Here is a 25,051-nt window from a genome sequence, read left to right as displayed (position 1 = left end):
GAGAACCGGAAAAGTGCCCGTCCAGCATACCAAAAAACGGCCTCACCCTTAGAACAAAGCAAGTTGCTCCGGATTTTTTCGCTGCCCCCGGCGGCGCTGACTCGAGAATCGGACGATGTTTTCATATTGTTTGTCCGTGAATGTGAGGATGTGAACCTCTCCCCGCTCGGGTAGATTCGCCTCGATCCGGCGCAAGTAGGTTTCGTAGTGTTCCTTGCCATTGCAGAATCGAGCATAGATTGAAAACTGGCTCATTTCAAAGCCTTCATCCAATAGGAACTCGCGGAATTTTGTCGCCTCGCGGGCATGTTCCTTGGTGTCCACCGGTAGGTCGAACATCACGAAAATCCACATAAGTCGGTATCCGCTCAAGATCATGGATCAGTGCGCCGCTGCTTGGCCAAAGCTGGCCCAGGACAATGCGTCAGGCGGTTCGAACAGCGTCAAGACCTGCTTCCTGTCCTCGAAACTACGGGCAAGGGATTGGGCCATGCGCTGGCTTGCTACGGAAACAGGCGATATGTTCCCGCCGATCCTCACATCATGCCCGATCAGACGCGCGAGGCGCAGCTTGGCTTCGGACGTAACCGAGTCCACACCCTCGTCCGCCATCCGCTGGACGAGATTATCCACCAACGGCCGGAACGGCTCGACAAGATCATCTGCGAGCGCGAAACCATTCAGCCGGTTATGGTGGTGCAGGCCGATCGTCGGGTGCAGGCCGGCGGCGACGATGGACCGGGCTACGCAGGATCGCATAATCGTATAGCCGTAATTGAGCAGCGCGTTAGCTCCATCGGCGTCCTGATCCCGACGAAAATCCGTCCCCATGAGGGCTGGCCAGTATCGCCGTGCCGCCTGGGCTTCCAGATTGCCGGCATCTCCCGAACGGACGCGCCTGGCCATCATTGCCAGAGCATTGCCCTCGGGCCTACCACGCGCGAACAGCAGAGACGCCTGCATCTCGATCTTGGCGACAACAATCTGCCGCCAAAGCTGTTTCATCAACGGACGGGGAGCATCCCATTGCGCGCGCATCTTGGCCGCTTGCGCATGATGGCCGTCGATTGGCGAAATCAGGGCAACGGGAGCGTGATTGGCGGCGCACAACACGATGATCGCGCCACGCCGTGCCAGTTCGACCGCCAGGCTGGTCGTCCAGGTGACGCCATGCGCGTGGACGATGACCGCGCATATGTCATCAAGTGCTATGCGTCCCTGCTCCTGGCCGTCGAGCTTGACGATCAGAAATCCGCGATAAGCGGACAAGTGCAAGCCATCGGTGGCAATATCGACAATTCGGTCCATAGAGCAGCCTTTCGCGCGGGAAGGCTGCCATACTATGGATAATGGATAGTTAACGTGGGCCTGGATCAAAGATACGGCCAAGTTCGTCGATACGAACCTGACGTGCTTTCATGTTCCTGAGCGCCGATGCCCCCGGCCCATAGAATTTGAATGGGTCATCTGTATTTTTATTACGCTCGGCCATATTTCCCGCTTCATTGTGCTCGATCAGGAAAATCTGGCCATTCTGTCCGTATTTTTGCACCCTCATGATCTGGCGAAGCGCACCATCACGTTCAATCGCGATCAGATCGTTTTGTCTGAGGCTCAGCACCTTCTTCGCTGCCGGGTGAGGGCGCTGTTCGATAAAACCCGGCTGGTGAAGATCAAATGTCGAGATGACCTGATGGACCCATCGGCCATCTGGCATCTGCCAGACATTGTAGCGTGCATTGGAATCGCCCAGATAGCCCTTGTAGGGTTTGCCAGCATGGTTCCTGATCGGAATGAGCGTGAGTCCCTCCCGAACCCTCACCCTGCGAATGCCCTTGAACTGCGCATGGGTGCGGGAAAAGTCGAGCAAGGCCTTCTCGAACTCCTTGCCGGAAAGATCGCGCGTTGCCTGCCATAATGAATCGCGCAGAGTGGTATCGGGAATGCGATCCGGATCGGCGATGTCCTTGGGCGTCAGGCTGGTAAGCGGAACACGGTGGACGACGACAGGCAAGCCCGTATCGCTGGTCAGGCCGGTGAAGCCATAAGCCGTGTCGTTGTGCAATTTGCCTGCGGTAATGTCCCGCCCCCGTTCGGGCTTGCCTTGGCGACCGTGATCCGCCTTGTGACTCACGGTCGCGGCCAGAATCTTCTCGCGCAGTTCGTCGCGGAAACGGCGGTCGTTCGGATGCTGCGCCCACGGCATAGGCAACTCTTCAAACAGCCGGTCGAGATTCTGCTTTTCGGCGCGCGCAGCCGCCTTCGCAATTTCCGCGATCAGGCCCGGCGTCATGATGCCGACCACGGCGGCGTCGATCGCATGATGACGATGATCGAGGCGGTTCTTGGGCGCATTGCTGTTCAAATTTTCCACCCAGTTATGATCGGGCAGGATGGAGTTCAGATCCCATAGACGCCGCAGCATCGCGGTCATCCCGCCATGGACGGCGAATACATGCCGCTCGCCCCGTTCGGGATAGAGGCAGGCCAGATATTTCGCGGCAATGCGGGTGAGATATTGGGTGTCGATCAGTTGCCGGGGCAGGAAGCTATCTTCCTCCGCCGCATAGCGGTCCCGTGCATCCGGACCGAAGCGCCATTGCTTCGAGCGGTGAAGGTGCGCAACCTGCTCCTGGATGATGGACCATCTGTCGGGATCATGGCCCCAACGCTCCCAAGGGGTCTGATCACCTTTCTGCCGATTGCAGCGAACATGACTGAGCACCTTATTGCCGATGCCGTCGTCGAAGCATTGGGAGTAGGGGATGATATGCTCTATCTCCACCTCGCCGTTCTGGATCATGCGTTGGCTGATCTGCTCGCCGCAGAAGGGACAGCGGCGATTCAGCGCGTCACCAGGGTTTAACTCTGTCCACAGTCGCAGGATCAGCCGGTTGCGCCCGGTGTCGCGGACGCCCATCGTGCCCAGCTTTGCGCCGCGGTCGCGCGCGGCATCGGTGTTCTCCTTGAGCTGCCGGTTGTAGGCGATCTTTTCTTTTTCGTTGAGTTTCAGTTCGCGTGCCAGTTCGACGAAAATATAATCGGGCTTTCCGTGAAGGCGGATGATCGCGTTCACCAGCTTGGTCAGCTGGTTCAGTCCGATATGAACGGTGGGGTTGGTGATCTTGCCGAACCGGCGTTCGTTCTCGTCGCCATATTCCGGCTTGCCCGGTGCAATCTCGCGGGCAAGAATTTCTCCATAGTAGGGGAGTTGATCGAAAACTTCACCTGTCCGGAAATCGCTGTGATGAAATCCGGCCCGTTTCGCGGCTTCGGCATAGGTGCAGACATCGGCCTTCAATTCTTTGAGCAGCGCCGTTGTAGCCGACAAGCCGAAGCGCCCATGCCCTTCGGGCAGTTTCGCGTTGGCGACAGCCAGCGCAGCTTCGTCGTCCAGCCGATATCCGATTTTCAGCCAGGTCAGCAGGGTTTCGCTATCCTCCTCTTCGAGCAACCGTTCGATGATCATCCATTGCTCCTCGGCGCTGAAATGGAACCAGCGCGTGCCGAACAGCTTTTTTCCGGAAAGCGCGGCGCGCACCTCGTCACCGTCCAGCGCCTTGCGGTTTTCGCTTTCCTTGTTGAAACGCTCGCCGTCCTTGAGCTTCAGCGTCTTGCCCAGCGTTTCGAAAGAGACTGACTTTTTGTCCTGCAACTTCAGGATCAGGGCATCGCGCTCGTCGCGTGTCAGCGGACGCCCGGCTTCGCCTGGAGCAACTACTTTGAGTTGGTTGACCTCCTCATACAGGCGGCGCTGCTGAAACAGCGGATGCGCCTTGGGCAGGCGCTTCTCGTCCGCCGGCACGCCATTGATTCCCGCGAAGGTGCAATGGCCGACGACCTGCGGTTTCAACTCGCGCTGGTATTCGATCACGCGGAAAATGTCGTTCCACGCCTGCTCTGTCAGCAATTCCGGGTGCCAGACTTTCTGCGCGTTCCAGATGGCGCGAAATTCGTCCAGCACATGGCGGCGGTCCGGATAGAAGTCATAGGCCTTGCTGTCGGCGCGCATTCTGACGCGCTTGCCTGCCTCGCCGTCAAATTCACTGTCGCGCTTGACCAGAAACTCGCCCAGGGTCCGCGCGCCCAGCCGTTGCATTTCCTCATCGAGCAGCTTGGTGGCCGTGGCGATCTTGCCGTCTTCGCCCGCCTTCGATGCGCGCTCCGCCTTGCGGTTGGACTTGAACCCGCGCCGCTGGTTGAGATGGAAGAGCGCCCGCCCGATCTGGTGAGGCTCCAGTTTCTCGTCGAGCGCGCGAACGCGCAAGGCATAGGGGTCTTGCGTTTCCAGCGCCTTGGCCTGTTTAGGATCGGCGGGCAGCAGCCCATGCTTGCGCAATTCCCGCAACATGGCGGAACGCCGCCCGATATAGCGGTCCCGCCGCCGCCGCGCGCCGCGCGCATCCCGCCGTTTGACCGCCAGCGGCGTGCCGGACCCGGAGACGGTGAGCTTCGACGGCTCCCGCCCGTCCGAAAAGATGCGCACGCCAATATCGCGGATGCTGTCGCCGTCATAGAGGCACCATCCTATGCTGTTGGTGCCGATGTCCAGGCCGAGTCTGGTTGCCATCACATACCCCCGTCCAAGGCGGTGCAGGGCTCAGCGCGCGCCCGTCCATGGGGCCATATTAACCTCTACCCAAGCAAAGGTCAAAAATAATCTGTAGTCATCACGCTTCCCGATTTTCTACCTCTTGACGGAGCCAGCCACCAAGCGCATTCCTTTCTGTAGTGTGAAGACACTGCCAGCGCCGTGTGGGGTTCAAACCACTCGCCGCTGGCTAGCTCTTGCCGGAGTTAATGCGTTGAGTAGCATCAGGGGGTGGCGTCCACAACCATCCCCGAACATCGCAGATCGAATCACAATTTCGAGGTTTTCGAAATCGGGAAGCGTGATGCGGTTGCAATCGGACCTTCGATTTCTGAATTGCTTGACGCCGACCGCGATTTCTGAAATGCTAAAACCATTCAGAAATCGCGGTCCGGTTGTTAACAAGCAACTTGATTGCACCAAATAAGGTGGGGGCTGCGGCCCCCATTTTTCTGCCTTGGCCGCCGAAAACCAGTACAAACTCCCGCCAGGCCATCCCTCAGGAATTGAACAAGATGGTGCCGCTGCGATGCGCGGCCTTCGCGAGTCACCAGAAACATCACTCTCGCAGTCCGCCCTGAAATGTCAGCTATTACCCAAAGAAATGCAAAAGCCGACAGGCAAGAAGCCCCCCAATTTTGTCAACCCAAAAATAAGCTCAATTCCAGAGCGATGAGGCGCCGCAGCCAGCCGGTCGCCAAACGGCACGACATCGGTGCCGTCGTAGAGCACCAGGCCACAGACATCATGCGGGGGTACGGAACGATGCTTACGCAGCGTCTAGGAAGCCATCGCCCGGCACAAAATGAGGGAAATTTATGCGTTTCAATGACACCGCCTAAACTTTAAGCCGCACCCTGCTACGCGATTGGATCTCATCCAGGCCGCCGATCAGCACATTATGTAATAACATTGTTGTAACATTCCGTTCGATCCACTATATTGCTTGCCTGATATGGAGTGATGACGATGCAAGCGGCGATCAGACGTATGGGAAATTCGGCGGGTATTCTCCTGCCCAAGCCGGTGCTGGCTCACCTGCAGGTTCAGGCAGGCGACATGCTCGACCTCGATCTTGAGAACGGCCGGGTCGTTTTGTCCGCCCTGAAACCGCATCCCCGTGCCGGATGGGCGGAGGCCGCGAAGGAACTGGCCGAAGCCGGGGACGATGGAACTGCATGGCCCTATTTCGCCAATACCGACGACGCGACGCTTGAATGGTGAAGACCAACAAGCGACCAACGCGGGGTGAAATCTGGCTTGTCGCGCTCGATCCCACGGTAGGCAGCGAAATTCAGAAAACGCGCCCTTGCGTGATCGTGTCTCCACCCGAGATCAACGATCATCTGCGCGTGTTTCTGGTAGCGCCGCTCACCAGCGGTAGCAGGCCCGCGCCGTTCAGGATCGCGACTCAGGTGGGTGGCAAGGACGGCTTGATGCTGCTCGAACAGATTCGAAGTGTCGATAGCAACCGCTTGGTGAAGAAGATCGGCCAGCTCGATCGCCTGACGCTGCAAGCCGCGCTGGGTGTGCTTCGCGCCCTGTTCGCCGACTGAAGACAGAGGTCTTTCCATGAGCCGCCGCCGCAGTACACGAAAATACACCCCCTATTGCGAGCTTTCGCCACGCCGCCGCCGGGATGCGTTCATCCGCCTGCGCGGCAGGGTACTGGCCGATACGCCGACCTTTGGAGGCCAGTTCACCAGCCATCAAATCCTTGATGAGCCGGGGCGGCCCGTGCTGTTCAATCAGTGGTTCGATTTCCTGTTCCTGGGCATGGACGGACGCACGATCTGGAACGCGGAAATCATCACCGCTCGAAGACATTTTTGGGACAAGGTGGAAACTCTTGCCTGGGATCGCGCCACGGCACTGATGAGCGAGGAGGAGCAGGCGGCTGAATTCAAGCTGGAATTCGAACCTGTCGGCCATCGCCGCCTGACAATGTATCGTCTCAAACCGCGTGAAAGACGAATTTACGAAGCTTTTGGCGGACTGACTTTCGAGGAATACAAGGAGCAGGTGGAGGCCGATATCATCCACGATGAACCGCCGCCGGTGCATGAAAGCTTCCGAACCGACCGGGAATACCGTTACGGGATCGGCCTCTACATCGTTGTGAATGCCGAAGAGATCGATCACGAGGTTGTCGAGACCGCAATCGCGCGGTTTCGAGATCAGGGCGAGACCGACTGGACAGCGCCTGGACCCATTCCACGCGAGCGGCTTCCTTATGAGACTGAAGATGCCACCCTAGCTGTGCTACGAGCGGAAAGCACCGAGAAGCGATAGCTATCCGGCAAGGGCATAGCCGAAGCCAGCTTTGAACCTTTGCCGAGATACCGTCACGCCGCACGCAGCCATCCCCAATCATCGCGCCGGATTTCCTCAAGGCGAACCCGGAAATTGCCATCTGACGCCTCGCACAAAGTTCTATAGGACGACACGAAGGCCGACCAATTCAGCTTATCGAAATCGCGTAGTTATGCCCTTTCGGGCTGCTCGTCGGGTGAGGATAGCGGTCGATCGATCCGCTTCCCCCGAAGCGGATCGTCGAATCTTCAGTTCGCCTTGCTCATATCCACCTTGTCGACCCATTCGGGATAGAAGGTCGGCTCGCGATTGGACCATCCGATCGCCGTCGCCGCCGCCTCGCTGATCGACTGGAGCAGCGCGCGCCGCTTGTCGGGATGCAGATGCGGCAGGCTCGCCGCCGCGCAGAAAGCGCCTGGCAGCCAGGGCCGCGCCCCTGCCCCCAGCAGCCGCTCATACAGGAAGCGATAGGCCGAAAAACTCCCCAGCCGGTCCTGCCCCAGGTCGAAAGCCGACACGATCACCAGCGGCGCCATGAACGGTTCCACCTGATCCAGGCCGCTGTCGTCAGGCACCCGCGCCTTGATCTCGTCCAGCCGGCCGTAAATGCGGGCCTGCGCGCGGATGGAGGCTTCCTCCACCATGTCGCGGGACCACAGCTTCATCGCATCGCGGCGGTGCAGCCCGATATCCAGGGATCGCCTGATGTAGCGTTGCGTCGCGCTGGTAAAGCTCGCGAACTCCCGCAATTCCGCCAATGTGACGGCGCCGTCCGCAGGTCTTGCACTCGTGCCCATGCTCTTGCCCTCCGACTTCAAGTCGTCATGCAGAACATGCGCGCTCTATGGTTACTGAAGGCTTAAGCGCCTGTTCCACCGACATTCACAAGGAATCAGATTTCTTTTTGCGGCGCAACATCATTTTTCAGGGATGAGACGGACGGAGGCATGGGGATCGCGCGCCCATGTCCGCAAGGGGGGTTATTCCGCCCGGCGTTCCAGCACCGCGCCGATCATGCTGCGCCACACCGCCACGTCTCCGGCCTTTGCCATCTGGGCATCGGGTTCGCGCAGCGTATGCAGGATGGCATAGGCGTCATCCACATGCCGATGCCACGTCGCGTCGACAGCCTCCGCCGCGTGCGGATCGTCCCCCTGACCGTTCAGGCTGAGGTGGCGTCCGGCAAGAACGCGGGCGATACGTTCAATCGCGGGCGTGGCGGAAGTGGGCATGAATGGCTCTCCTTCAAAGCGGCGGCCCGATGGTCCCTTTTCGCCTTGAAAGCCGCCGCCCGCTCATTGTTAGCATGTTTGCGGCCGGGGAGCTATCGGTCACGCTCCTCCTTGAAACCCGACGAAGGTTTGGGTTCCCCATCGTCGCCCGGCATGGTGACGGCCGGCGGGTCGGACGCGTCCATCGAATCCTTGAGGCCCTCCTCCAGCTTCTCTTCCGTCGAAACGGCATGGTCCTGCTTGTCGGTGGGCCGTTTGTCGCCCGCCTCCTCACGGCTGTGGGGTCGGATATCGGTCTTGTCGGACATGGCCTTCTCCTCATGGCGCATTCCCTGCATAAACGGGCGACCTGCCGGAGCGGTTCCGCCGATGCTTCGACCAACGGCCAGCCTGTTTCGACCAGCCACGCGGCCAAAGCGGGACATTTCCGCCGCTTCGGCGTAGAGAAGGATGCATGACATTTCTTCCCGAAGACGGCGAACGCGGCGTGCCGCCCGCCATGGCGCTGTATTCCATCCTCGGCTTCTGGTTCTTCTACGCCATTCTCGTGACGCTGCGCGCCGCCGTCATGGGATTCGCGGCACAGGATGAACTGGCCGTCCGCCGCATGGTGGTGACGGTGATCGGCGTCATCGCCACCTGGGTTCTCTATCTGGCGCTGCGCCGCTTCGACCATAAACCGCTCAGCGTCCGCATCGTCGCGGCCTTCTCGCTCGCGGCGCCCTTCGCGCTGGCGATGGCGGCGGCCAATTTCTACATCTTCAACGTCTACGACCCGGCGGGGATGCTGACGGATGCCGACCCGGAAAAATATGCAAGGCCCGGCTATGCGCTGATGTCGATCGCCGAAGACGCGATCAGCCGCTATTTCTTCCTCGCCGCCTGGGCAGGGCTTTACCTCGCCCTCTCCTATGCCAGCGAAGCGCATCGCGTCGAACGCCGCGCCGCCCGCCTCGAACGCGCCGCGCAACAGGCGGAGCTGCGATCGCTGCGGTATCAGGTGAATCCGCATTTCCTGTTCAACACGCTCAATTCGCTCTCGTCCCTCGTCATGAAGGACCGGCGCGACGAAGCCGAACTGATGATCCTTTCCCTCTCGAACTTCTATCGCACCAGCCTGACCGGCGATCCGCTGGAGGACGTGCCGCTGGAGGAGGAAGTGCATCTCCAGAAGCTTTATCTGGATATTGAGGGCGTCCGCTTCCCGGACCGCCTCAGCACGCGCATAGACATCCCCGAAAGCCTGCTCGACGCCTGCGTCCCCGGCCTCATCCTTCAGCCGCTGGTGGAAAATGCGATCAAATATGGCGTATCGCGCACCGCAGCGCCCGTGACGATCGCCATCGCCGCGCGGGAGGAAGGCGGCATGCTCCACATCACCGTCACGGACAATGGCGACAAGCCGCCCGCCGCGTCGGACGGCGGGAACGGCATCGGCCTCGCCAATGTGCGGGACCGGCTGGCGGCGCGTTTTGGCGATCAGGGCCGCATCGTCTATGGTCCGCGCCCAGAGGGCGGCTTCGCCGTCGAACTTGTCCTTCCGCTGATCCGACGAGGCTGCTGACACGCATGACAAGCATCCGCACGATGATCGTCGACGACGAGCCGCTGGCCGTCGAACGCCTCCAGATGCTCTGCGCCCGCGAGCCGCGCATCGCGCTCGCGGGCACCGCCAATGACGGCGAGGCGGCGCTGCGCATGATAGAGGGGCTGGAACCCGATCTGGTGATGCTGGACATCGCCATGCCCCTGCTCGACGGCATCGGCGTGGCGCGGGCGGTCGGCCGCATGGGGCTGCGGCCCGCGGTGATCTTCGTGACGGCTTTCGAAGGATTCGCGGTCGAGGCGTTCGACCTCGCCGCCGTCGATTATCTGCTGAAACCCGTGGCGCATGAACGGCTCGCCCGCGCCATCGACCGCGTCGAACTGGCGTTGCAAGGCCGGGCGCTGGCCAGCCCCCTGTCCCCCGCCGAGCGGGAACCGGAATGGGCGGAGGAATTCTGGGTGCCGCACCGTTCCGAACTGATCCGCATCGCCGCCGGACAGATCGACCGGATCGAGGCGGAACGCGACTATATGCGCCTGCATGTCGGGCCGCACAGCTATCTGCTGCACCAGACCATCAGCTCGCTGGAAGAACGGCTCGACCCGCAGCATTTCGTCCGGCTCCATCGGTCGCACATCGTCCGGCGGGATCATATCGCCCGCCTGCGCCACGACGGCAGCGGCGTCTGGTTCGCCTGCCTGGCCGGCGGTGGCGAAATCCGCATCGGCCGCACCTATCTCGCCAATGCGCGGACGATGACGGGACGCTAGCGCATCTTCAAGTCGGGCGGGATCAGCCGACGACTCGGAAAATGCGGAAAACAAAGACAATATAGAGCATGATCCGATTCAATCTCATCGGATCATCCTCTAAGACGCCGCACGTGAAAAGGCCCGGCATTCACCGGGCCCTTCTCCGCGGCGCGACGTGCACTCAGTTGACAAGGGCGGGACGCGCATCCTTGCCTGCCTCGGCATAGCGTTCCCTGCTTTCCGCCCGCGCGATGGCGGCGGCGACCGGCGCTTTCACATGGGTGAGCGCGGCGGCGCGGCAACGGCTGGCTTCGGCCAGATTGCTGCTGCTGCACACCCGGCTGGCCGCCCGGTCGATGCGGCTCTGCAATTCCTTCTGATCGGCCCTCTGCGACAGGTCCAGATCGTTGAAACGGACTTTGAAAGTACGGCCGTTGGATACGAAAGTTTCCGCGCCGGCGCTGCTCGCGATCAGCGATGCGGCGGCGAAAGCGGCGATGGAAAGGGTCTTCAAGGGGGCGAACATGGCAAAGTCTCCTCAACTGCTGGTTTTCCCGGATCGCCGCCCAAGGGGGTGAGTGACGGTGCCGGCATCAAAAACGGAGGCTGGGACCAAGGGGGAAGCCTCGCCGCCGTTGCCCCTCCCTTTTACGGCGACGTCGGGAGCGATGCCCGTCCCCTTCGATGGATGGCCCGCCTCATCGTCCAACGGCACATCCGTCGACAAAGCGCCCATGCGCACGGACAAAAGACATGACGAACGACATGTCCGCCCCGATAAGCGACATTTCCGTATGGGAAAGATGAGATCGAAACGATTCTGGCGGAAATTGCGAGATAACAGAGAAGCGGAACGCGGACGTCTCCCAAGACCACGAAAAACGCCCCCGGCGCAAGGGAAGGCCGGGGGCGTATCCGGGATGCTGTCGGGCACTCCTGGATTCATCGAAACTCTTGTCTGCAAGACGGCAGGCGGTCCCGGTTGCCGTCTCGTCAGATGTGGGAAACCCCACGATCAATGCCAATGATAGTCGAGAAGCACCAAACCACGCCGCGCCATTCGACAATCCGTCCCCAATACCCGTCCGGCGGCGTCCTGATCGACGAACCGCTCATGAACAGCCATCAACGACATCCGGCGGCAGGACTGATAATGCTACGCTTCCGTAACGTCAATCGCCTTTATGTCTCAATTCGGGAAAAAGGATAGTCGTGCTGACCTATTCACCAGCAGCCAACTGCGCCCGCAGCTTCGCCAAGACCTGACCCGGAACCCGTGACCGCTCCGGCGCAGCGCGGCCGTCCCTCAGCCTTTTTCGATCTTTTTCCGGGGGATTGACCACCCGCACCCTGACCGGCGCCACGCCGGCGGCCTGGACCCCCAATTGCGCCGCCGCACCCTTTGATAGGTCAATTATCCTGCCATTTCTGGCAAAAGGCCCGCGATCGTTTATCCGCACCAAAATCGTGCGCCCGCTCTCCAGCGACGTCACCTCGACATAGCTGGGCAGCGGCAGGGTCGTATGCGCGCCCGTCACAGCCTTGGGCCGGAAGCGCTCCCCATTGGCGGTTTGATTGCCCGATTCGCTGCCATACCAGCTCGCATAGCCCAGATAGTCATAGGTTGGATCGGCCGCGGGCACATAGGTCACGCCCCGCACGCTATAGGGCTTGCCGATCTTCACCGGCACGTCGCTCACCGGCCTGTATCGCACGCCCCCTCCGCAGGCCGCCAGCAGCACCGTCGCAGCCAGCACGCCGCCGCGCATCCCTTTCGCCATTCCACCGCTCATGGGGCCTGATCCTAATGCGGCGCGCGGCGCGATGGAACCCTGCGCCCTTTCCTTTCGTCGCGCCGATCCTATCTTGGGCGGCGAGATGCGAAACGCGCACTTGCCCAATTAGAACAAATATGGAACAAGCAGACCTCATGAGTCTCACGCATATTTCCGTGCGCGGCGCGCGCGAGCACAACCTCAAGGGCGTGGATGTCGACCTGCCCCGCGACGCGCTGGTGGTCATCACCGGCCTGTCGGGTTCGGGCAAGTCTTCCCTCGCCTTCGACACCATCTATGCCGAAGGGCAGCGCCGCTATGTGGAGTCGCTCTCCGCCTATGCCCGCCAGTTCCTGGAGATGATGCAAAAGCCCGATGTCGAGCATATCGAGGGGCTTTCCCCCGCGATCTCCATCGAGCAGAAGACGACCAGCCGCAACCCGCGCTCCACGGTCGCCACGGTCACGGAAATCTACGACTATATGCGCCTGCTCTGGGCGCGCGTCGGCATCCCATATTCGCCCGCCACCGGCCTCCCTATCGCCGCGCAGACCGTCAGCCAGATGGTCGACCGTGTGATGCAATTGCCCGAAGGCACCCGCTTCTACCTGCTCGCCCCCGTCGTGCGCGGCCGCAAGGGCGAATATCGCAAGGAACTGGCGGAGTGGCAGAAGGCAGGCTTCACCCGCGTCCGCATCGACGGCGAACTCTACCCGATTGAGGAAGCCCCCGCCCTCGACAAGAAATACAAGCATGACATCGAAGTCGTGGTCGACCGCCTCGCCGTTGCATCGGACATGTCGACGCGCCTCGCCGACAGCTTCGAAACCGCGCTGAAACTGGCGGACGGCCTTGCCTATGTGGACCTCGCGGACGGCACTGTCCCCGGGCGCGAGGACGAAGCGCAATCCTCCGGCAAGATGAAGAACAGCGGCATCCCCGCGAACCGCATCGTCTTCTCCGAAAAATTCGCCTGCCCCGTCAGCGGCTTCACCATTCCCGAAATCGAACCCCGCCTCTTCTCCTTCAACGCCCCGCAGGGCGCGTGTCCCGCCTGCGACGGCCTGGGCGAGCGGCAGGAGTTCGACCCCGAACTGGTCGTTCCCAACGAAGCGCTCTCCCTCAAAAAAGGCGCGGTCGTCCCCTGGGCGAAGTCCAATCCGCCCAGCCCCTATTATATGCAGGTGCTTGGCTCCTTGGCGAAGGAGTTCGGCTTCTCCCTCGAAACGCCGTGGCAAGACCTCCCCGGCGAGGCGAAGCTCATCATTCTCCACGGCACCGGCGGCAAGCCCGTCACCCTGCGCTTCGTCGACGGCAAGAAAAGCTACGAAGTCCGCAAGCCCTTCGAAGGCGTGATCGGCAATCTCAACCGCCGTCTGCTCCAGACCGAATCCGCCTGGATGCGCGAGGAACTGAGCAAATATCAGACCGCCATGCCCTGCGAGACATGCGACGGCGCGCGCCTCAAGCCCGAAGCTCTCGCGGTCAAGATCGCCGGTGAGGACATTTCCATGTCCACCCGCCGCAGCGTGGTCGACGCGCTCGCCTTCTTCTCCACCCTCCCCGACAAGCTCACCGACCAGCAGAACCAGATCGCCCGCGCCATCCTCAAGGAAATCGTCGAGCGTCTCGGCTTCCTCAACAATGTCGGCCTCGACTATCTGAACCTCGACCGCACCAGCGGCACCCTCTCAGGCGGCGAATCTCAGCGCATCCGCCTCGCCTCGCAGATCGGCAGCGGTTTGTCGGGCGTCCTCTACGTCCTCGACGAACCCTCCATCGGCCTCCACCAACGCGACAATGACCGCCTGCTCATCACCCTCAAACGCCTGCGTGACCTCGGCAACACCGTCATCGTCGTGGAGCATGATGAGGATGCGATCCGCGCCGCCGATTATATCGTCGACATGGGACCGGGCGCGGGCGTCCATGGCGGCCGGATCGTGGCGCAGGGCGACCTCAACCAACTCCTCGCCCATCGCGACAGCCTCACGGCCGATTACCTCAACGGCACCCGCCGCATCGAAGTGCCCGTCAAGCGCCGCAAGGGCACGGGCAAGAAGCTCACCGTCCACAATGCCCGCGCCAACAACCTGCGCGGCGTCACGGCGTCGATCCCGCTCGGCACCTTCACCTGCATCACCGGTGTTTCCGGCTCCGGCAAGTCCAGCTTCACCATCGACACCCTCTACGCCGCCTCCGCCCGCGCCCTCAACGGCGCGCGCATCGTCGCGGGCGCGCATGACAAGGTGACGGGCCTGGAACATTGCGACAAGGTGATCGACATCGATCAGTCGCCCATCGGCCGCACGCCGCGTTCCAACCCCGCGACCTATACAGGGGCTTTCACCAACATCCGCGACTGGTTCGCGGGCCTTCCCGAAGCACAGGCGCGCGGCTACAAGCCCGGCCGTTTCAGCTTCAACGTCAAGGGCGGCCGCTGCGAAGCCTGTCAGGGCGACGGCGTGCTCAAGATCGAAATGCACTTCCTCCCCGACGTCTATGTCACCTGCGATGTCTGCCACGGCGCGCGCTACAATCGCGAGACGCTAGAGGTGAAGTTCAAGGGCAAGTCCATCGCCGACGTGCTCGACATGACGGTCGAGGACGCCGTCGAATTTTTCAAGGCCGTGCCCCCGATCCGCGACAAGATGGCGATGCTGGCCGAAGTGGGGCTGGGCTATGTCAAGGTCGGCCAGCAGGCCACCACCCTGTCCGGCGGCGAAGCCCAGCGCGTCAAGCTGGCCAAGGAACTTTCCCGCCGCGCCACCGGCAACACGCTCTACATATTGGACGAACCCACCACCGGCCTACATTTCGAGGACGTCCGTAAACTGCTCGAAGTCCTCCACGCTCTTGTCGACCAAGGCAACAGCGTGGTCGTGATCGAACATAATCTCGACGTCATCAAGACCGCCGACTGGATCATCGACATGGGACCGGAAGGCGGCGTGAAGGGCGGCGAAGTCGTCGCCGAAGGCACGCCGGAAAAGGTCGCCAAGATGGCGACCGAAAGTGCCGCAGGGAAACCACGGAGCTTTACCGGGCGCTATCTTGCGCCATTGCTGGGGATGGAAGCCGTGGCGGCCGAGTAGGCAAGCAGGGCCGGACTTCGCCCCCGCCAGCAATATCAATCCCGTTCGTTATCCCGCGCAAGGTGTGATCTGCCTTTCTTTTCCCGCGCCGCATGAAGGCGATCCGCCGTTTCTCCTCCTCCGCTCGCCGCGCGGCCTTGCCCGATCCGGAACCGGAGAGGCGGCCGCCCGTTGTCCGGCTCGATCCCGTTCAACGCATCAAGGAGTTCCCCATGATCCGCACCCTCATCTTCGGCGCCATCGCCGGTTACGTCGGCAAGAAGCTGTATGACCAAGGCAAGCTGACCGAATTCAAGAACGACCTCACCGCTCGCTACAACCAGGCGAAAGCCGACATCGCAACCCAGCGCGCGGACGAGCCGACGTCGAGCACGGTCCCAGCGACCACTGCGGCGCCTGTCAGTCCTACCGTGTCCTGACGCTTTGCGGGCAACGCAACCTTCCTCGTTCCCAAGGGTTTGAAAAGGGCACATAAGGAGGAACATATATGCGCACCCCTGTTCTTGCCGTCGCCCTGATCGCCATGTTGCCGTTGGGCGCTTGCGCCTCGGACGGCTATGGCGGCCGCTACGGTTATGACCGGCCCGGCGGCTATGATCGCCCCCATCGCGGCGGCGACCGACGTGACGGCCCCCGCCACCGCCGCCAGCTCGGTGACAACGACGCGATCTACCGCGACCGCGACGGTCGCTATTATTGCAAGCGTGACGACGGCACGACCGGCACTATCGTCGGCGCCCTTGCTGGCGGTGTGCTGGGCAATGTGATCGCGCCGGGCGGCTCCAAGACGCTGGGCACCATCCTGGGCGGTGCAGGCGGCGCATTGGCGGGCCGCGCCATAGACCGCAACGACATCAGTTGCGAATAGGCTGAAAGGAAAAAGGAAAGGACAGCTTGCAGGTTCCGATCTTGCGCCCGATCTTGCGATGGTCGTTTGCAGTGAGGAGCGGACGCTCCAAAATCCGTCATCCCAGCGAAAGCAGGGATCTCATGCCTATGAAAAAGAGAGATGCCAGCTTTCGCTGGCATGACGGAGGAAAGCGGCGTCCTTCCACCCCGCCGTTCAGCGCAGATCTACAAGCTAGGCAGTCCCAAAAGGAAAAAGGCGCGGCCCACCGGACCGCGCCTTTTTCTTATCCATCGGAACCGGCTCAGAGCTTGCTGGTCAGTTCGGGGACGATCTTGAAGAGGTCGCCGACGAGGCCGAAGTCAGCGACCTGGAAGATGGGCGCATCCTCATCCTTGTTGATGGCGATGATAGTCTTGCTGTCCTTCATGCCGGCTAGATGCTGGATCGCGCCGGAGATGCCGACCGCAACATAGACTTCGGGGGCCACGATCTTGCCGGTCTGGCCGACCTGATAGTCGTTGGGTACATAGCCCGCATCCACCGCGGCCCGGCTTGCGCCCACCGCCGCGCCCAGCTTGTCCGCCAGCGGGAAGATCACTTCCTCGAACGTCGCGCCGTCCTTGAGCGCACGGCCGCCCGATACGATGATCTTGGCGCTGGTCAGTTCGGGACGCTCCGACTTGGCGATTTCCGCGCCCACGAAGCTGGAAAGGCCCTTGTCCCCGGTCGAGGACACCGCTTCCACGGTGCCGCTGCCGCTTGTCCGGTCCGCCTTCTCGAACGCCGTGCCGCGCACGGTGATGACCTTCTTGGCGTCCCTGGACTTGACCGTCGCGATGGCGTTGCCCGCATAGATCGGCCGCGTGAACGTATCCTCGCCTTCGACCGAGAGGATGTCGCTGATCTGCATCACGTCGAGCAGAGCCGCGACGCGCGGCGCGATGTTCTTGCCGTTGGAGGTCGCCGGCGCGACGAAGGCGTCGTGGCTGCCCATCAGTTCGACGACCAGCGGGGCGACATTCTCAGGCAAGGCATGGCCGAAGGCCGCGTCATCGGCGACATGGACCTTGCCCACGCCCGCGATCTTGGCGGCTTCGGCGGCGACGCCGTCCACGCCCTGCCCGGCGACCAGCAGATGCACCTCGCCCAGCTTGGCGGCGGCGGTGACGGCGGAAAGGGTTGCGTCCTTGACGGCGCCGCCTTCATGCTCAACCCATACAAGCGTCTTCATGCGGCAACTCCCAGAGCCTTCAGTTTCGTCACCAGTTCATCGACATCGGCAACCTTGATTCCCGCCGACCGCTTGGGCGGCTCGGCGACGGTGAGCGTCTCCAGACGCGGCGAGATGTCCACGCCATAATCCGCCGGCGTCTTGGTCGCGAGCGGCTTGGACTTCGCCTTCATGATGTTGGGGAGCGAGGCATAGCGCGGTTCATTGAGGCGCAGGTCGGTGGTGATGATCGCGGGAACGCTGAGCTTCACCGTCTCAAGCCCGCCATCGACCTCGCGGGTCACGCTGACCTTGTCGCCTTCGACCTCGACCTTGCTGGCGAAGGTGCCCTGCGGCAGGTTCAGCAGCGCGGCGAGCATCTGCCCGGTCTGGTTGCTGTCGTCGTCGATCGCCTGCTTGCCCAGGATGATCAGGCCAGCGCCTTCCTCTTCCTGCACCTTGGCCAGCAGCTTCGCCACGCCCAGCGGCTCCACATCGCCTTCCGCCTCGATCAGGATCGCCCGGTCTGCACCCATCGCCAGCGCCGTCCGCAACGTCTCCTGCGCCTTGGCGACGCCGATCGACACCGCGACCACCTCGGTCGCGACGCCCTTCTCCTTCAGGCGGATCGCTTCCTCGACCGCGATCTCGTCGAACGGGTTCATGCTCATCTTGACGTTCGCAAGATCGACACCCGTACCATCCGCCTTCACGCGCGGCTTCACATTATAGTCAATCACCCGCTTCACGGGCACAAGGATCTTCATCTTAACATCCTTCCATTGTCATGCCATGGCCCGGAAATGCGGACAAGGACGCGGACGATCCGTTTCCAGACCCCCCGCGCCCCACGGCGTTCGTTCAAGTGGCCGAGTGGATCAGGCTGCCTTCCTCACTTCCGCCACGATCTTCTTGGCCGCGTCGCCCAGATCGTCCGCGGGGACGATGGCCAGGCCCGACTGCGCCAATATGTCCTTGCCCTGCTGGACGTTCGTGCCTTCCAGGCGGACGACCAGCGGGACCGACAGGTTCACATCCTTGGCGGCCGCGACGATGCCTTCCGCGATGATGTCGCAGCGCATGATGCCGCCGAAGATGTTGACGAGAATGCCCTTCACCGCCGGGTCCTTCAGGATGATCTTGAAGGCCGCCGTCACCTTCTCCTTGGAAGCGCCGCCGCCGACGTCCAGGAAGTTGGCGGGGAATTCACCGTTCAGCTTGATGATGTCCATCGTCGCCATGGCCAGGCCCGCACCGTTCACCATGCAGCCGATGTTGCCGTCCAGCTTGATATAGGCGAGGTCATATTCCGAAGCTTCGACTTCGGCCGGGTCTTCCTCCGTCAGGTCGCGCAATTCCGCGATATCCTTGCGCCGGAACATCGCGTTGCTGTCGAAGCCGACCTTGGCGTCGAGCACCAGCAGATTGCCCTGCTCGGTCACGGCCAGCGGGTTGATCTCGATCTGCGAGGCGTCCGTGTCGAGGAACGCGGCATAGAGCGACGAGGCGACCTTTGCGGCCTGCTTCGCCTGATCGCCGGTCAGTTCCAGCGCGGCGGCGACGGCGCGGCCGTGATGCGGCATGAAGCCGGTGGCCGGATCGACGGCGAAGGTGTGGATCTTCTCAGGGGTCGAATGCGCGACTTCCTCGATATCCATGCCGCCTTCGGTGGACACGACAAACGCGACCCGCCCGGTGGCGCGATCCACCAGCAGGGCGAGATAGAATTCCTTCGCGATATCGGCGCCGTCAGTGACGTAGAGGCGGTTGACCTGCTTGCCCGCTTCGCCCGTCTGCACAGTGACGAGCGTGTTGCCCAGCATGTCGGTGGCGTGCGCCTTCACTTCTTCCAGCGTCTTGGCAAGACGGACGCCGCCCTTTGCATCGGGACCAAGCTCCTTGAACTTGCCCTTGCCGCGGCCGCCCGCGTGAATCTGCGACTTTACGACATAAAGCGGCCCAGGCAGCTTTCTGGCGGCCTCGACAGCCTCTTCAACGGTAAAGGCCGCATGGCCCGCAGCAATCGGCGCGCCATATTTCGCCAGCAGTTCCTTGGCCTGATATTCGTGGATGTTCATGTGTCCGGCCCGTCCTTTTCGCAGTAAACCTGTCGCGAGCGGCTAAAGCATAGGTGCCGGCGCCAAGCCAGATGATTTTGCAAAATCACTTTGCAAAATTGCAAAGCGAGAATCTCCTAAAGAGAGCAGGAAATCGCCGCCTTGCTGGTGACGACGAAAATATCGGAATCTTCCAAGGCCCGGATATTGTGGAGAAAGACGTCGAGCGTGATGTCTGCCATCTCCGCCCGGCGGAGCGAGGCAAGGGATTGAAGCTTGCGAAGTTGCGCCAGGGTCAGCTTGTCCACCATCCTGCCGGACATGCAGGCCGCCATGCGAGGCGGCAGCCCCGCTTCCATCAAACGGTTCCGCAGGCGCGACTCAGGCGAAGCGGTCGCACAGGACGAGAGCAGCGCGGGGACCGCAAGGGCGAAGGAAATGCGGGACAAGATCGAAAGGCTAGAGCACTTCATGCCGGAATTAATAGCGACATGGTGCCGAACGAAACCTAAGCAGGCCGGGAAGGTCAGTGGAGAAAACAGAATGGATCGGATTTTCGCAACCTTTTCACATCGTGTTGCACGCTGGTCGGGACAGCCGCTGGCCTTCATGCTCTCTATCACCATAGTCCTGCTTTGGGTTCTTACCGGCCCCCTTTTCCATTATTCCGATACGTGGCAACTGGTCATCAATACAGGCACCACCATCGTCACCTTTGTCATGGTCTTCCTGATACAAAATGCCCAGAATCGGGACGGCTCCGCGATACAGGCCAAACTCGACGAACTCATCCGCGCGATGGAAACGGCGCGCAACGACTTTATCGGAATAGAGCATCTGACCGAAGCGGAACTTGAACGGATAAAGATCATGCTGGAAAGGGAATGCGGGGGGGACGAAGCGCACCGCATCGCCTTTGAAAGATTGATTGCGCGGCGCTGACCGCCACCCTTAACGGGCAACCATCCTCAATGGGCGACGGGGCCGGTCCGGAAATTTTCCTCGCGATACGCAGCCACGCGTTCGCCATAGCTCCGCGCGAGATCTTCATAGGCCGCCCTTCCGGCCGCCGACCGACTCTTTTCCGCGCGGATCAGGGAAACCTGCTGACGATGCAGCAGATAGTTGACATCCACCTCCATGTTCATCGGCCTCTCCTCGGCATCATCGGTTATGCGCATTGGCCAAGCGGTTTATGCAACCGCCACGTCCTTTTACTCTTCTTGTTTCCGTCCAACAAATCCATCCGCCCCATCGGGGAGGCGGCCCGCCGCGCATGTCCATCCCGTCACTGGTCGCAATGGGCTGCGCATCCCCGAGCGCGCCTGCTAAGAAACTTACGCAATTTTGCAGGCATGATGCTGGAAACGCTTGGAAAATACATTCCTCCATGGCATCACCCCGTCCCATAAAAACAAGGGGGTCGACATTTTGGGGGAAGCGCTGGTCGCCATGCTGGCGATCGCTCATCGTGAAATCCTGCTATTTGCGGTGGCGGGGCTTCTGATGGGCGGTATCGACGATCTGCTCATAGACATCCTGTTCCTCTGCCGCCGCCTTTGGCGCAATCTCACCATCTATTTGCGCCACCCGCGCATGACGACAGCCACATTGCCTCGCTCTGCGGCGCCAGGCCCTATCGCCGTTTTCGTGCCGGCATGGGACGAGGGGCGGGTGATCGGGCCGATGATCGGAAACGCGCTCCGCCGCTGGCAGGATGCCGACTACAGGATTTTCGTGGGCGCCTATCCGAACGACCTGACGACGATCGATGTGGTGAGCAGCATCGCGGCCCGTGAACCGCGGGTGATGCTGGCGATCAATTCCCGGCCTGGCCCAACCACGAAAGCCGATTGCCTCAACCTCCTGTGGCGCGCGATGGAGGCTGAGGAGCGCAAAGGCGGCTTCAGGTTCAAGGCCGTGCTGCTCCATGATGCCGAAGATGTCGTCCATCGCGATGAAATCCGGCTGTTCGACTTCATGATGGATCGCTTTGACCTCGTTCAACTGCCGGTTCTGCCTCTGCCAGGCAAAGGCGGATGGCTGGCCCGCGCGGTCGCCAATCACAATGGCGAAACCCAGCAACGGCGGCGTTTCGGAACGATGGGCAGGGAAAACCGGCCCTATTCATATCAAAGACTTGCGGCCTAAGGGAAAACCGCCGCGATTCCTTTGGCCACGAAAAAGCCCCCGCTTCGCTGGCAGGCGATGCGAGGGCGGGATACCTTTCCATAGCGGCGGATAGGCAAACGGGAGATACCGCAAGCCGGGAGGCGGTGCAATGAGCGCCGCGCAGGAAATCACCCGTCATTATGGCGGTGACTGGCATGGCAGCTACGGCACCTTCCCCGCCCCCGGTCATAGCAAACAGGATCGCGGCGTTTCGGTGAAGGACGGCGCGAACGGCGATGTTGTGTTCAACAGCTTCAATGGTGCAGACTGGCGCGAGATCAAGGACGAATGCCGTCGCAACGGCCTGTTGCCCGAACGCCAGCGCGCCAATGATAATTGCAATGGTCCTCGCGAGACGGGGCATTACGAATATGTCGATGCTGATGGCGCAGTGCTCTATCGCACGGTCCGCATCGAACAGGTTGGCAAGCGCAAGCAGTTCCGGGCGCAACGTCCTGACGGGCGGGGCGGCTGGATCAACGGCATGAGCGAAGTGCAGCGCGTGCTTTACCGCTGGCCGGAGATTAAGGCGGCGATCGGCAAATCTGTCCTGACCGATATGCCCTTTCCAACTGTCTATCTGGTCGAGGGGGAGCGCAAAGCCGACAAGCTGGCGTCATGGGGCCTCACGGCAACGGCGGTGGCGTTCGGCTGCAAGGGCTGGCGTAAGGATTATGCCGAGGCGCTGGAGGGCTGCACCGTAATCATCCTGCCCGACAATGACGATGAGGGACGTGGCTTTGCCGATCGGGCGGGCAAGGACATAGAAGCGGCCGGTGGAACGGTTCGCATCATTAATCTTCCCGGCCTCCCTCCCAAGGGCGATATTATCGACTGGAGCGGCACGGCAGTCGATCTGCAAGCACTGGTGGACAATGCAATCAATACGCCAGCCAAGCTGCTCCCTCTGCTTGATCCCGCCGCATGGCATGGGCAGGAAACGCCTTCACGCGAATGGGCTTGGAACGATTATATTCCGCATCGGCAGGCAACCTATCTGACCGGCCCCGGCAGCGCGGGCAAATCCCTGCTCACCCAACAGCTTTGCACCGCGATAGCCATGGGATTGCCTTTCATGGGCGTGGAAACGCGGCGGGCTGTCGCCATCTACGTGACGTGCGAAGACGATGCCGATGAACTGCATCGCCGCCAAAAGGCGATCTGTGACGCCATGGGCGTTCCTCTATCTGCACTGTCGGGCAAGCTGCACCTTGTCAGCCTGGCAGGCGTTGCCGCCAATGAACTGGTGACGTTCACGCCAGAGGGCAAGATGATCGTGGGCGATGCCTACCGCGTCCTGCTCGACACCGCGAAGACGACCGGCGCGGGCTTTCTGGCACTCGACAACGTGGCGCACCTGTTCGCGGGCAATGAGAATATCCGCAATCAGGTGGCGGCCTTCGTGTCCCTGCTAAACGGCCTGGCGCTGGAAATCGACGGCAGCGTGCTTTTCCTTGGCCACCCGAACAAGGCGGGGCAGGACTTTTCCGGCTCGACCGCATGGGAAAATCAGGTGCGCTCACGCCTGTTCATGGAGGTGCCGAAAGATGATCTGGGCAATGCTCCCGATCCCGACGCGCGCGTGCTGCTGCGGGGCAAGGCGAACTATGCGCGCAATGGCGAACGGCTGACCTTCCGCTGGCACAAGTGGGCCTTCATTCTGGAAGATGAATTGCCGCAGGATCAGCGAGCAGAGATTGCTGAGACGATCCTGGCGAACGCGGAGAATGAGGCTTTCCTTGCGTGTCTGCGCGCTCGCATGGCTCAAGGGGATGGCCGCGAAGTAGGACCGTCATCTGGGCCGAACTATGCGCCGTCGCAATTCGAGGGGATGCCACAAGCCAAGGGCTTCGGAAGGGCGAAGCTCAAGCGGGCGATGGACCGGCTCTACCAGACAGGAAAGATCAAATCCGAGACGGTGATGGACCGCAAAGCCAAGCGGGAAAAGACCATCATCGTGGAGGCGGACGAGGCTTCGCACAACTCGCACAACGCCCCGCACAACGGCAGCACAACACAGGTGCACAACACCGCACAACGACCGCACAACATGGGGTCAGCACACACCTATATTATAAATAATATGGGCGCGGCCCAGGGGTCCGCCGCGCCCTCCCGCGAAGAAGAAGAAGGACCGGACCTGTCCCGCGTCGTCTTCGCGGCTGATGATGGCCTAGACACCGATGGCAACATCATCGGCTGGGATGATGACGGGAGGGCGCATTGATGACCGCCCCTGCCCGCACCGCTCGCCAGTTGGCCCGCGACCTGTCCCGGCTGTCCCCTGACTGGCGCGACCCGGAACGCTTCTTCCTCAACCGCAATGAGATCGAGCGCGCGTTGCAGCGGCTCGCCAAGGAACTGGATAATCATCATGGCTAACTGGCCCTACAACACCGCGCGTTGGCAGCGGCTGCGCCTCGCTCACCTCGCTATCGAGCCTGAGTGTCGCGGGTGCATGGAGAGGGGAGAACTCGCCCCCGCCAACACGGTGGACCATATCCATCCCATTAGCGAGGGCGGGCCTGCTTTTCCCGGCCATGATGGTCTAGCATCCTACTGCCCTGCCTGTCACTCCGCCAAGACTGCGAGGGGCACGGAGGCGGGCGCGGTGCGCTCGACCAGGCCGAGGAAGGGATGCAACCCGGACGGCACGCCGCTCGACCCCGACCACCCATGGCACGAAAAATCGCTCAGGGCTGACGGATCAGGACCGCCGTGGAACCTTCACAATCAGTTAGTTTCAAAAGGAAACCTATAATGGGTGCAAGGGGTCCGGGCGCTGGTCGCCTGAAAGCCGTCGCTGCGCGGGCCGTGTCGGCTGCTCACCCATGGGAACAGGAGGGGATGCCGGCTGCGGAGAAGGTGCTGGCCTTCCTGCGGACCCTGCCCATCGTGTCGGGCCTCAAGGCTGGCGAGAAGATGGAATTGCTGGCGTTTCAGGAGCAATTCGTGCGCGGGATATATGAACCCTGCGACGATCAGGGCAAGCGTCTGGTGCGTCTTGCTGCGCTGTCTGTGGCGCGTGGCAACGGCAAATCTGGTCTGCTGGCCGGTCTGTCGCTGGCTCACCTCATGGGGCCGATGCTGGAACCCTATGGCGAGTGCTATGCCGCCGCACTCGACCGCGAACAGGCTGCGGTCCTGTATCGCATGGTCTGCGCCTATATTTACGAAACCCCATGGATGGCTGCGCGTGTGAATATCCGCGACCAGTTCAAGGAAATCACCGACCACGAAAGCGGCTCGATCTGGCGGGCGCTGACTTCGGACGCGCGCAAGGCCCACGGCTTGGCCCCGTCCTTCTGGGTGGCGGACGAGGTGGCGCAATGGCGATCCCGTGAACTATGGGATAATCTGCGGACGGGCATGGCGAAGCGCAAACATGCCCTGGGCGTCACGATCAGCACGCAGGCGGCGGACGATCTGCATTTCTGGTCTGAGATGCTGGACGCGGA

26 protein-coding genes and 1 pseudogene are annotated in these 25,051 nt (G+C 61.6%); 14 read left to right on the top strand and 13 right to left on the bottom strand.

Annotated elements, in window-relative coordinates:
- Positions 1–48: 48 nt before the first annotated feature.
- From cas2 to cas9, 3 genes are read right to left on the bottom strand one after another with little or no spacing between them, the layout of a single operon-like run.
- Positions 49–354, bottom strand: a complete 306-nt coding sequence (gene cas2 / locus IQ35_RS19150) for a CRISPR-associated endonuclease Cas2 (RefSeq protein WP_021247154.1) — start codon at positions 352–354, stop codon at positions 49–51.
- A 27-nt stretch (positions 355–381) separates the two neighbouring features.
- Complete coding sequence (gene cas1, locus IQ35_RS19145; protein WP_145075766.1) at positions 382–1,308, bottom strand: type II CRISPR-associated endonuclease Cas1; 927 nt, start codon at positions 1,306–1,308, stop codon at positions 382–384.
- A 49-nt stretch (positions 1,309–1,357) separates the two neighbouring features.
- Positions 1,358–4,570, bottom strand: coding sequence for a type II CRISPR RNA-guided endonuclease Cas9 (gene cas9, locus IQ35_RS19140; RefSeq protein WP_145075763.1), 3,213 nt, complete (start codon positions 4,568–4,570; stop codon positions 1,358–1,360).
- 984 nt (positions 4,571–5,554) lie between these two features.
- Here cas9 and IQ35_RS19135 point away from each other — a divergent pair.
- Genes IQ35_RS19135 through IQ35_RS19125 form a run of 3 tightly spaced genes read left to right on the top strand, consistent with a single transcriptional unit; the run spans position 5,555 to position 6,883 of the window.
- A complete protein-coding gene (locus tag IQ35_RS19135) occupies positions 5,555–5,815 on the top strand; it encodes an AbrB/MazE/SpoVT family DNA-binding domain-containing protein (protein ID WP_199739994.1) in 261 nt (86 codons plus the stop codon).
- Positions 5,809–6,147, top strand: coding sequence for a type II toxin-antitoxin system PemK/MazF family toxin (locus IQ35_RS19130; protein ID WP_021247159.1), 339 nt, complete (start codon positions 5,809–5,811; stop codon positions 6,145–6,147). Before IQ35_RS19135 ends, IQ35_RS19130 begins: the two co-directional genes overlap by 7 nt.
- Positions 6,148–6,163: 16 nt before the next feature.
- Positions 6,164–6,883 (top strand): hypothetical protein, encoded by a 720-nt coding sequence (locus IQ35_RS19125; protein WP_199739993.1) that lies wholly within the window; start codon positions 6,164–6,166, stop codon positions 6,881–6,883.
- A gap of 269 nt (positions 6,884–7,152) precedes the next feature.
- Here the strand turns inward: IQ35_RS19125 and IQ35_RS19120 are convergent, their stop codons facing one another.
- From IQ35_RS19120 to IQ35_RS19110, 3 genes are all read right to left on the bottom strand, one after another.
- On the bottom strand, positions 7,153–7,701 hold the full coding sequence (locus tag IQ35_RS19120) for a hypothetical protein (protein ID WP_031292378.1): 549 nt from the start codon (positions 7,699–7,701) through the stop codon (positions 7,153–7,155).
- Between the two features lie 183 nt (positions 7,702–7,884).
- Positions 7,885–8,136 (bottom strand): hypothetical protein, encoded by a 252-nt coding sequence (locus IQ35_RS19115; protein ID WP_021247162.1) that lies wholly within the window; start codon positions 8,134–8,136, stop codon positions 7,885–7,887.
- A gap of 92 nt (positions 8,137–8,228) precedes the next feature.
- The gene (locus IQ35_RS19110) at positions 8,229–8,444 is read right to left on the bottom strand and encodes a hypothetical protein (protein ID WP_021247163.1); all 216 of its coding nucleotides are present in this window, start codon (positions 8,442–8,444) and stop codon (positions 8,229–8,231) included.
- A 146-nt stretch (positions 8,445–8,590) separates the two neighbouring features.
- On the opposite strand from IQ35_RS19110, the gene IQ35_RS19105 reads away from it, so the two are divergent.
- Together IQ35_RS19105 and IQ35_RS19100 are read left to right on the top strand one after the other, a co-directional pair.
- Positions 8,591–9,700, top strand: coding sequence for a sensor histidine kinase (locus tag IQ35_RS19105; RefSeq protein ID WP_145075760.1), 1,110 nt, complete (start codon positions 8,591–8,593; stop codon positions 9,698–9,700).
- Between the two features lie 5 nt (positions 9,701–9,705).
- On the top strand, positions 9,706–10,452 hold the full coding sequence (locus tag IQ35_RS19100; RefSeq protein WP_021247166.1) for a LytR/AlgR family response regulator transcription factor: 747 nt from the start codon (positions 9,706–9,708) through the stop codon (positions 10,450–10,452).
- A gap of 163 nt (positions 10,453–10,615) precedes the next feature.
- On the opposite strand, the gene IQ35_RS19095 is transcribed toward IQ35_RS19100, so the two are convergent.
- Positions 10,616–10,960: a UrcA family protein gene (locus IQ35_RS19095; protein ID WP_021247168.1), complete on the bottom strand. Its 345-nt coding sequence runs from the start codon at positions 10,958–10,960 to the stop codon at positions 10,616–10,618.
- A gap of 694 nt (positions 10,961–11,654) precedes the next feature.
- Positions 11,655–12,227, bottom strand: coding sequence for a septal ring lytic transglycosylase RlpA family protein (locus IQ35_RS19090; protein ID WP_040603277.1), 573 nt, complete (start codon positions 12,225–12,227; stop codon positions 11,655–11,657).
- A gap of 137 nt (positions 12,228–12,364) precedes the next feature.
- On the opposite strand from IQ35_RS19090, the gene uvrA reads away from it, so the two are divergent.
- From uvrA to IQ35_RS19075, 3 genes are all read left to right on the top strand, one after another.
- Positions 12,365–15,304, top strand: a complete 2,940-nt coding sequence (gene uvrA, locus IQ35_RS19085) for an excinuclease ABC subunit UvrA (protein ID WP_021247170.1) — start codon at positions 12,365–12,367, stop codon at positions 15,302–15,304.
- Positions 15,305–15,516: 212 nt separating this feature from the next.
- On the top strand, positions 15,517–15,723 hold the full coding sequence (locus IQ35_RS19080) for a hypothetical protein (protein WP_145075778.1): 207 nt from the start codon (positions 15,517–15,519) through the stop codon (positions 15,721–15,723).
- A 68-nt stretch (positions 15,724–15,791) separates the two neighbouring features.
- Positions 15,792–16,172 (top strand): glycine zipper 2TM domain-containing protein, encoded by a 381-nt coding sequence (locus IQ35_RS19075; RefSeq protein WP_021247172.1) that lies wholly within the window; start codon positions 15,792–15,794, stop codon positions 16,170–16,172.
- 283 nt (positions 16,173–16,455) lie between these two features.
- Here IQ35_RS19075 and IQ35_RS19070 read toward each other — a convergent pair whose 3' ends face one another.
- From IQ35_RS19070 to IQ35_RS21810, 4 genes are all read right to left on the bottom strand, one after another.
- The gene (locus IQ35_RS19070; RefSeq protein WP_021247173.1) at positions 16,456–17,385 is read right to left on the bottom strand and encodes an electron transfer flavoprotein subunit alpha/FixB family protein; all 930 of its coding nucleotides are present in this window, start codon (positions 17,383–17,385) and stop codon (positions 16,456–16,458) included.
- A complete protein-coding gene (locus tag IQ35_RS19065) occupies positions 17,382–18,131 on the bottom strand; it encodes an electron transfer flavoprotein subunit beta/FixA family protein (RefSeq protein WP_021247174.1) in 750 nt (249 codons plus the stop codon). Before IQ35_RS19065 ends, IQ35_RS19070 begins: the two co-directional genes overlap by 4 nt.
- Positions 18,132–18,242: 111 nt before the next feature.
- Positions 18,243–19,442 carry an ADP-forming succinate--CoA ligase subunit beta gene (gene sucC, locus IQ35_RS19060; protein WP_145075756.1) on the bottom strand — a complete coding sequence of 400 codons (1,200 nt, stop codon included), beginning with the start codon at positions 19,440–19,442 and terminating at the stop codon, positions 18,243–18,245.
- A 116-nt stretch (positions 19,443–19,558) separates the two neighbouring features.
- The gene (locus tag IQ35_RS21810; RefSeq protein WP_311768323.1) at positions 19,559–19,732 is read right to left on the bottom strand and encodes a hypothetical protein; all 174 of its coding nucleotides are present in this window, start codon (positions 19,730–19,732) and stop codon (positions 19,559–19,561) included.
- Between the two features lie 232 nt (positions 19,733–19,964).
- Between IQ35_RS21810 and IQ35_RS19050 the strand changes: the two genes are divergently transcribed.
- Positions 19,965–20,363 carry a low affinity iron permease family protein gene (locus IQ35_RS19050; protein WP_145075753.1) on the top strand — a complete coding sequence of 133 codons (399 nt, stop codon included), beginning with the start codon at positions 19,965–19,967 and terminating at the stop codon, positions 20,361–20,363.
- Between the two features lie 26 nt (positions 20,364–20,389).
- On the opposite strand, the gene IQ35_RS19045 is transcribed toward IQ35_RS19050, so the two are convergent.
- Positions 20,390–20,569, bottom strand: a complete 180-nt coding sequence (locus tag IQ35_RS19045) for a hypothetical protein (protein WP_145075772.1) — start codon at positions 20,567–20,569, stop codon at positions 20,390–20,392.
- Between the two features lie 304 nt (positions 20,570–20,873).
- On the opposite strand from IQ35_RS19045, the pseudogene IQ35_RS19040 reads away from it, so the two are divergent.
- From IQ35_RS19040 to IQ35_RS19025, 5 genes and pseudogenes are all read left to right on the top strand, one after another.
- Positions 20,874–21,488 (top strand): annotated as a pseudogene (locus IQ35_RS19040) (glycosyltransferase); the annotation flags it as partial.
- 214 nt (positions 21,489–21,702) lie between these two features.
- On the top strand, positions 21,703–23,820 hold the full coding sequence (locus IQ35_RS19035) for an AAA family ATPase (protein ID WP_145075749.1): 2,118 nt from the start codon (positions 21,703–21,705) through the stop codon (positions 23,818–23,820).
- Positions 23,820–23,975, top strand: a complete 156-nt coding sequence (locus tag IQ35_RS21120) for a hypothetical protein (RefSeq protein ID WP_158636711.1) — start codon at positions 23,820–23,822, stop codon at positions 23,973–23,975. Before IQ35_RS19035 ends, IQ35_RS21120 begins: the two co-directional genes overlap by 1 nt.
- A complete protein-coding gene (locus tag IQ35_RS21950; RefSeq protein WP_145075746.1) occupies positions 23,917–24,354 on the top strand; it encodes an HNH endonuclease signature motif containing protein in 438 nt (145 codons plus the stop codon). Before IQ35_RS21120 ends, IQ35_RS21950 begins: the two co-directional genes overlap by 59 nt.
- Positions 24,354–25,051 (top strand): terminase large subunit domain-containing protein (locus tag IQ35_RS19025; protein ID WP_242003402.1); only part of this gene is annotated, 698 nt, incomplete at its 3' end. The genes IQ35_RS21950 and IQ35_RS19025, both read left to right, overlap by 1 nt.

Origin of the sequence: Sphingobium wenxiniae (assembly GCF_007830065.1) — a bacterium.
Lineage (GTDB): Bacteria > Pseudomonadota > Alphaproteobacteria > Sphingomonadales > Sphingomonadaceae > Sphingobium > Sphingobium wenxiniae.
This window is presented reverse-complemented; position numbering and strand designations above follow the sequence as displayed.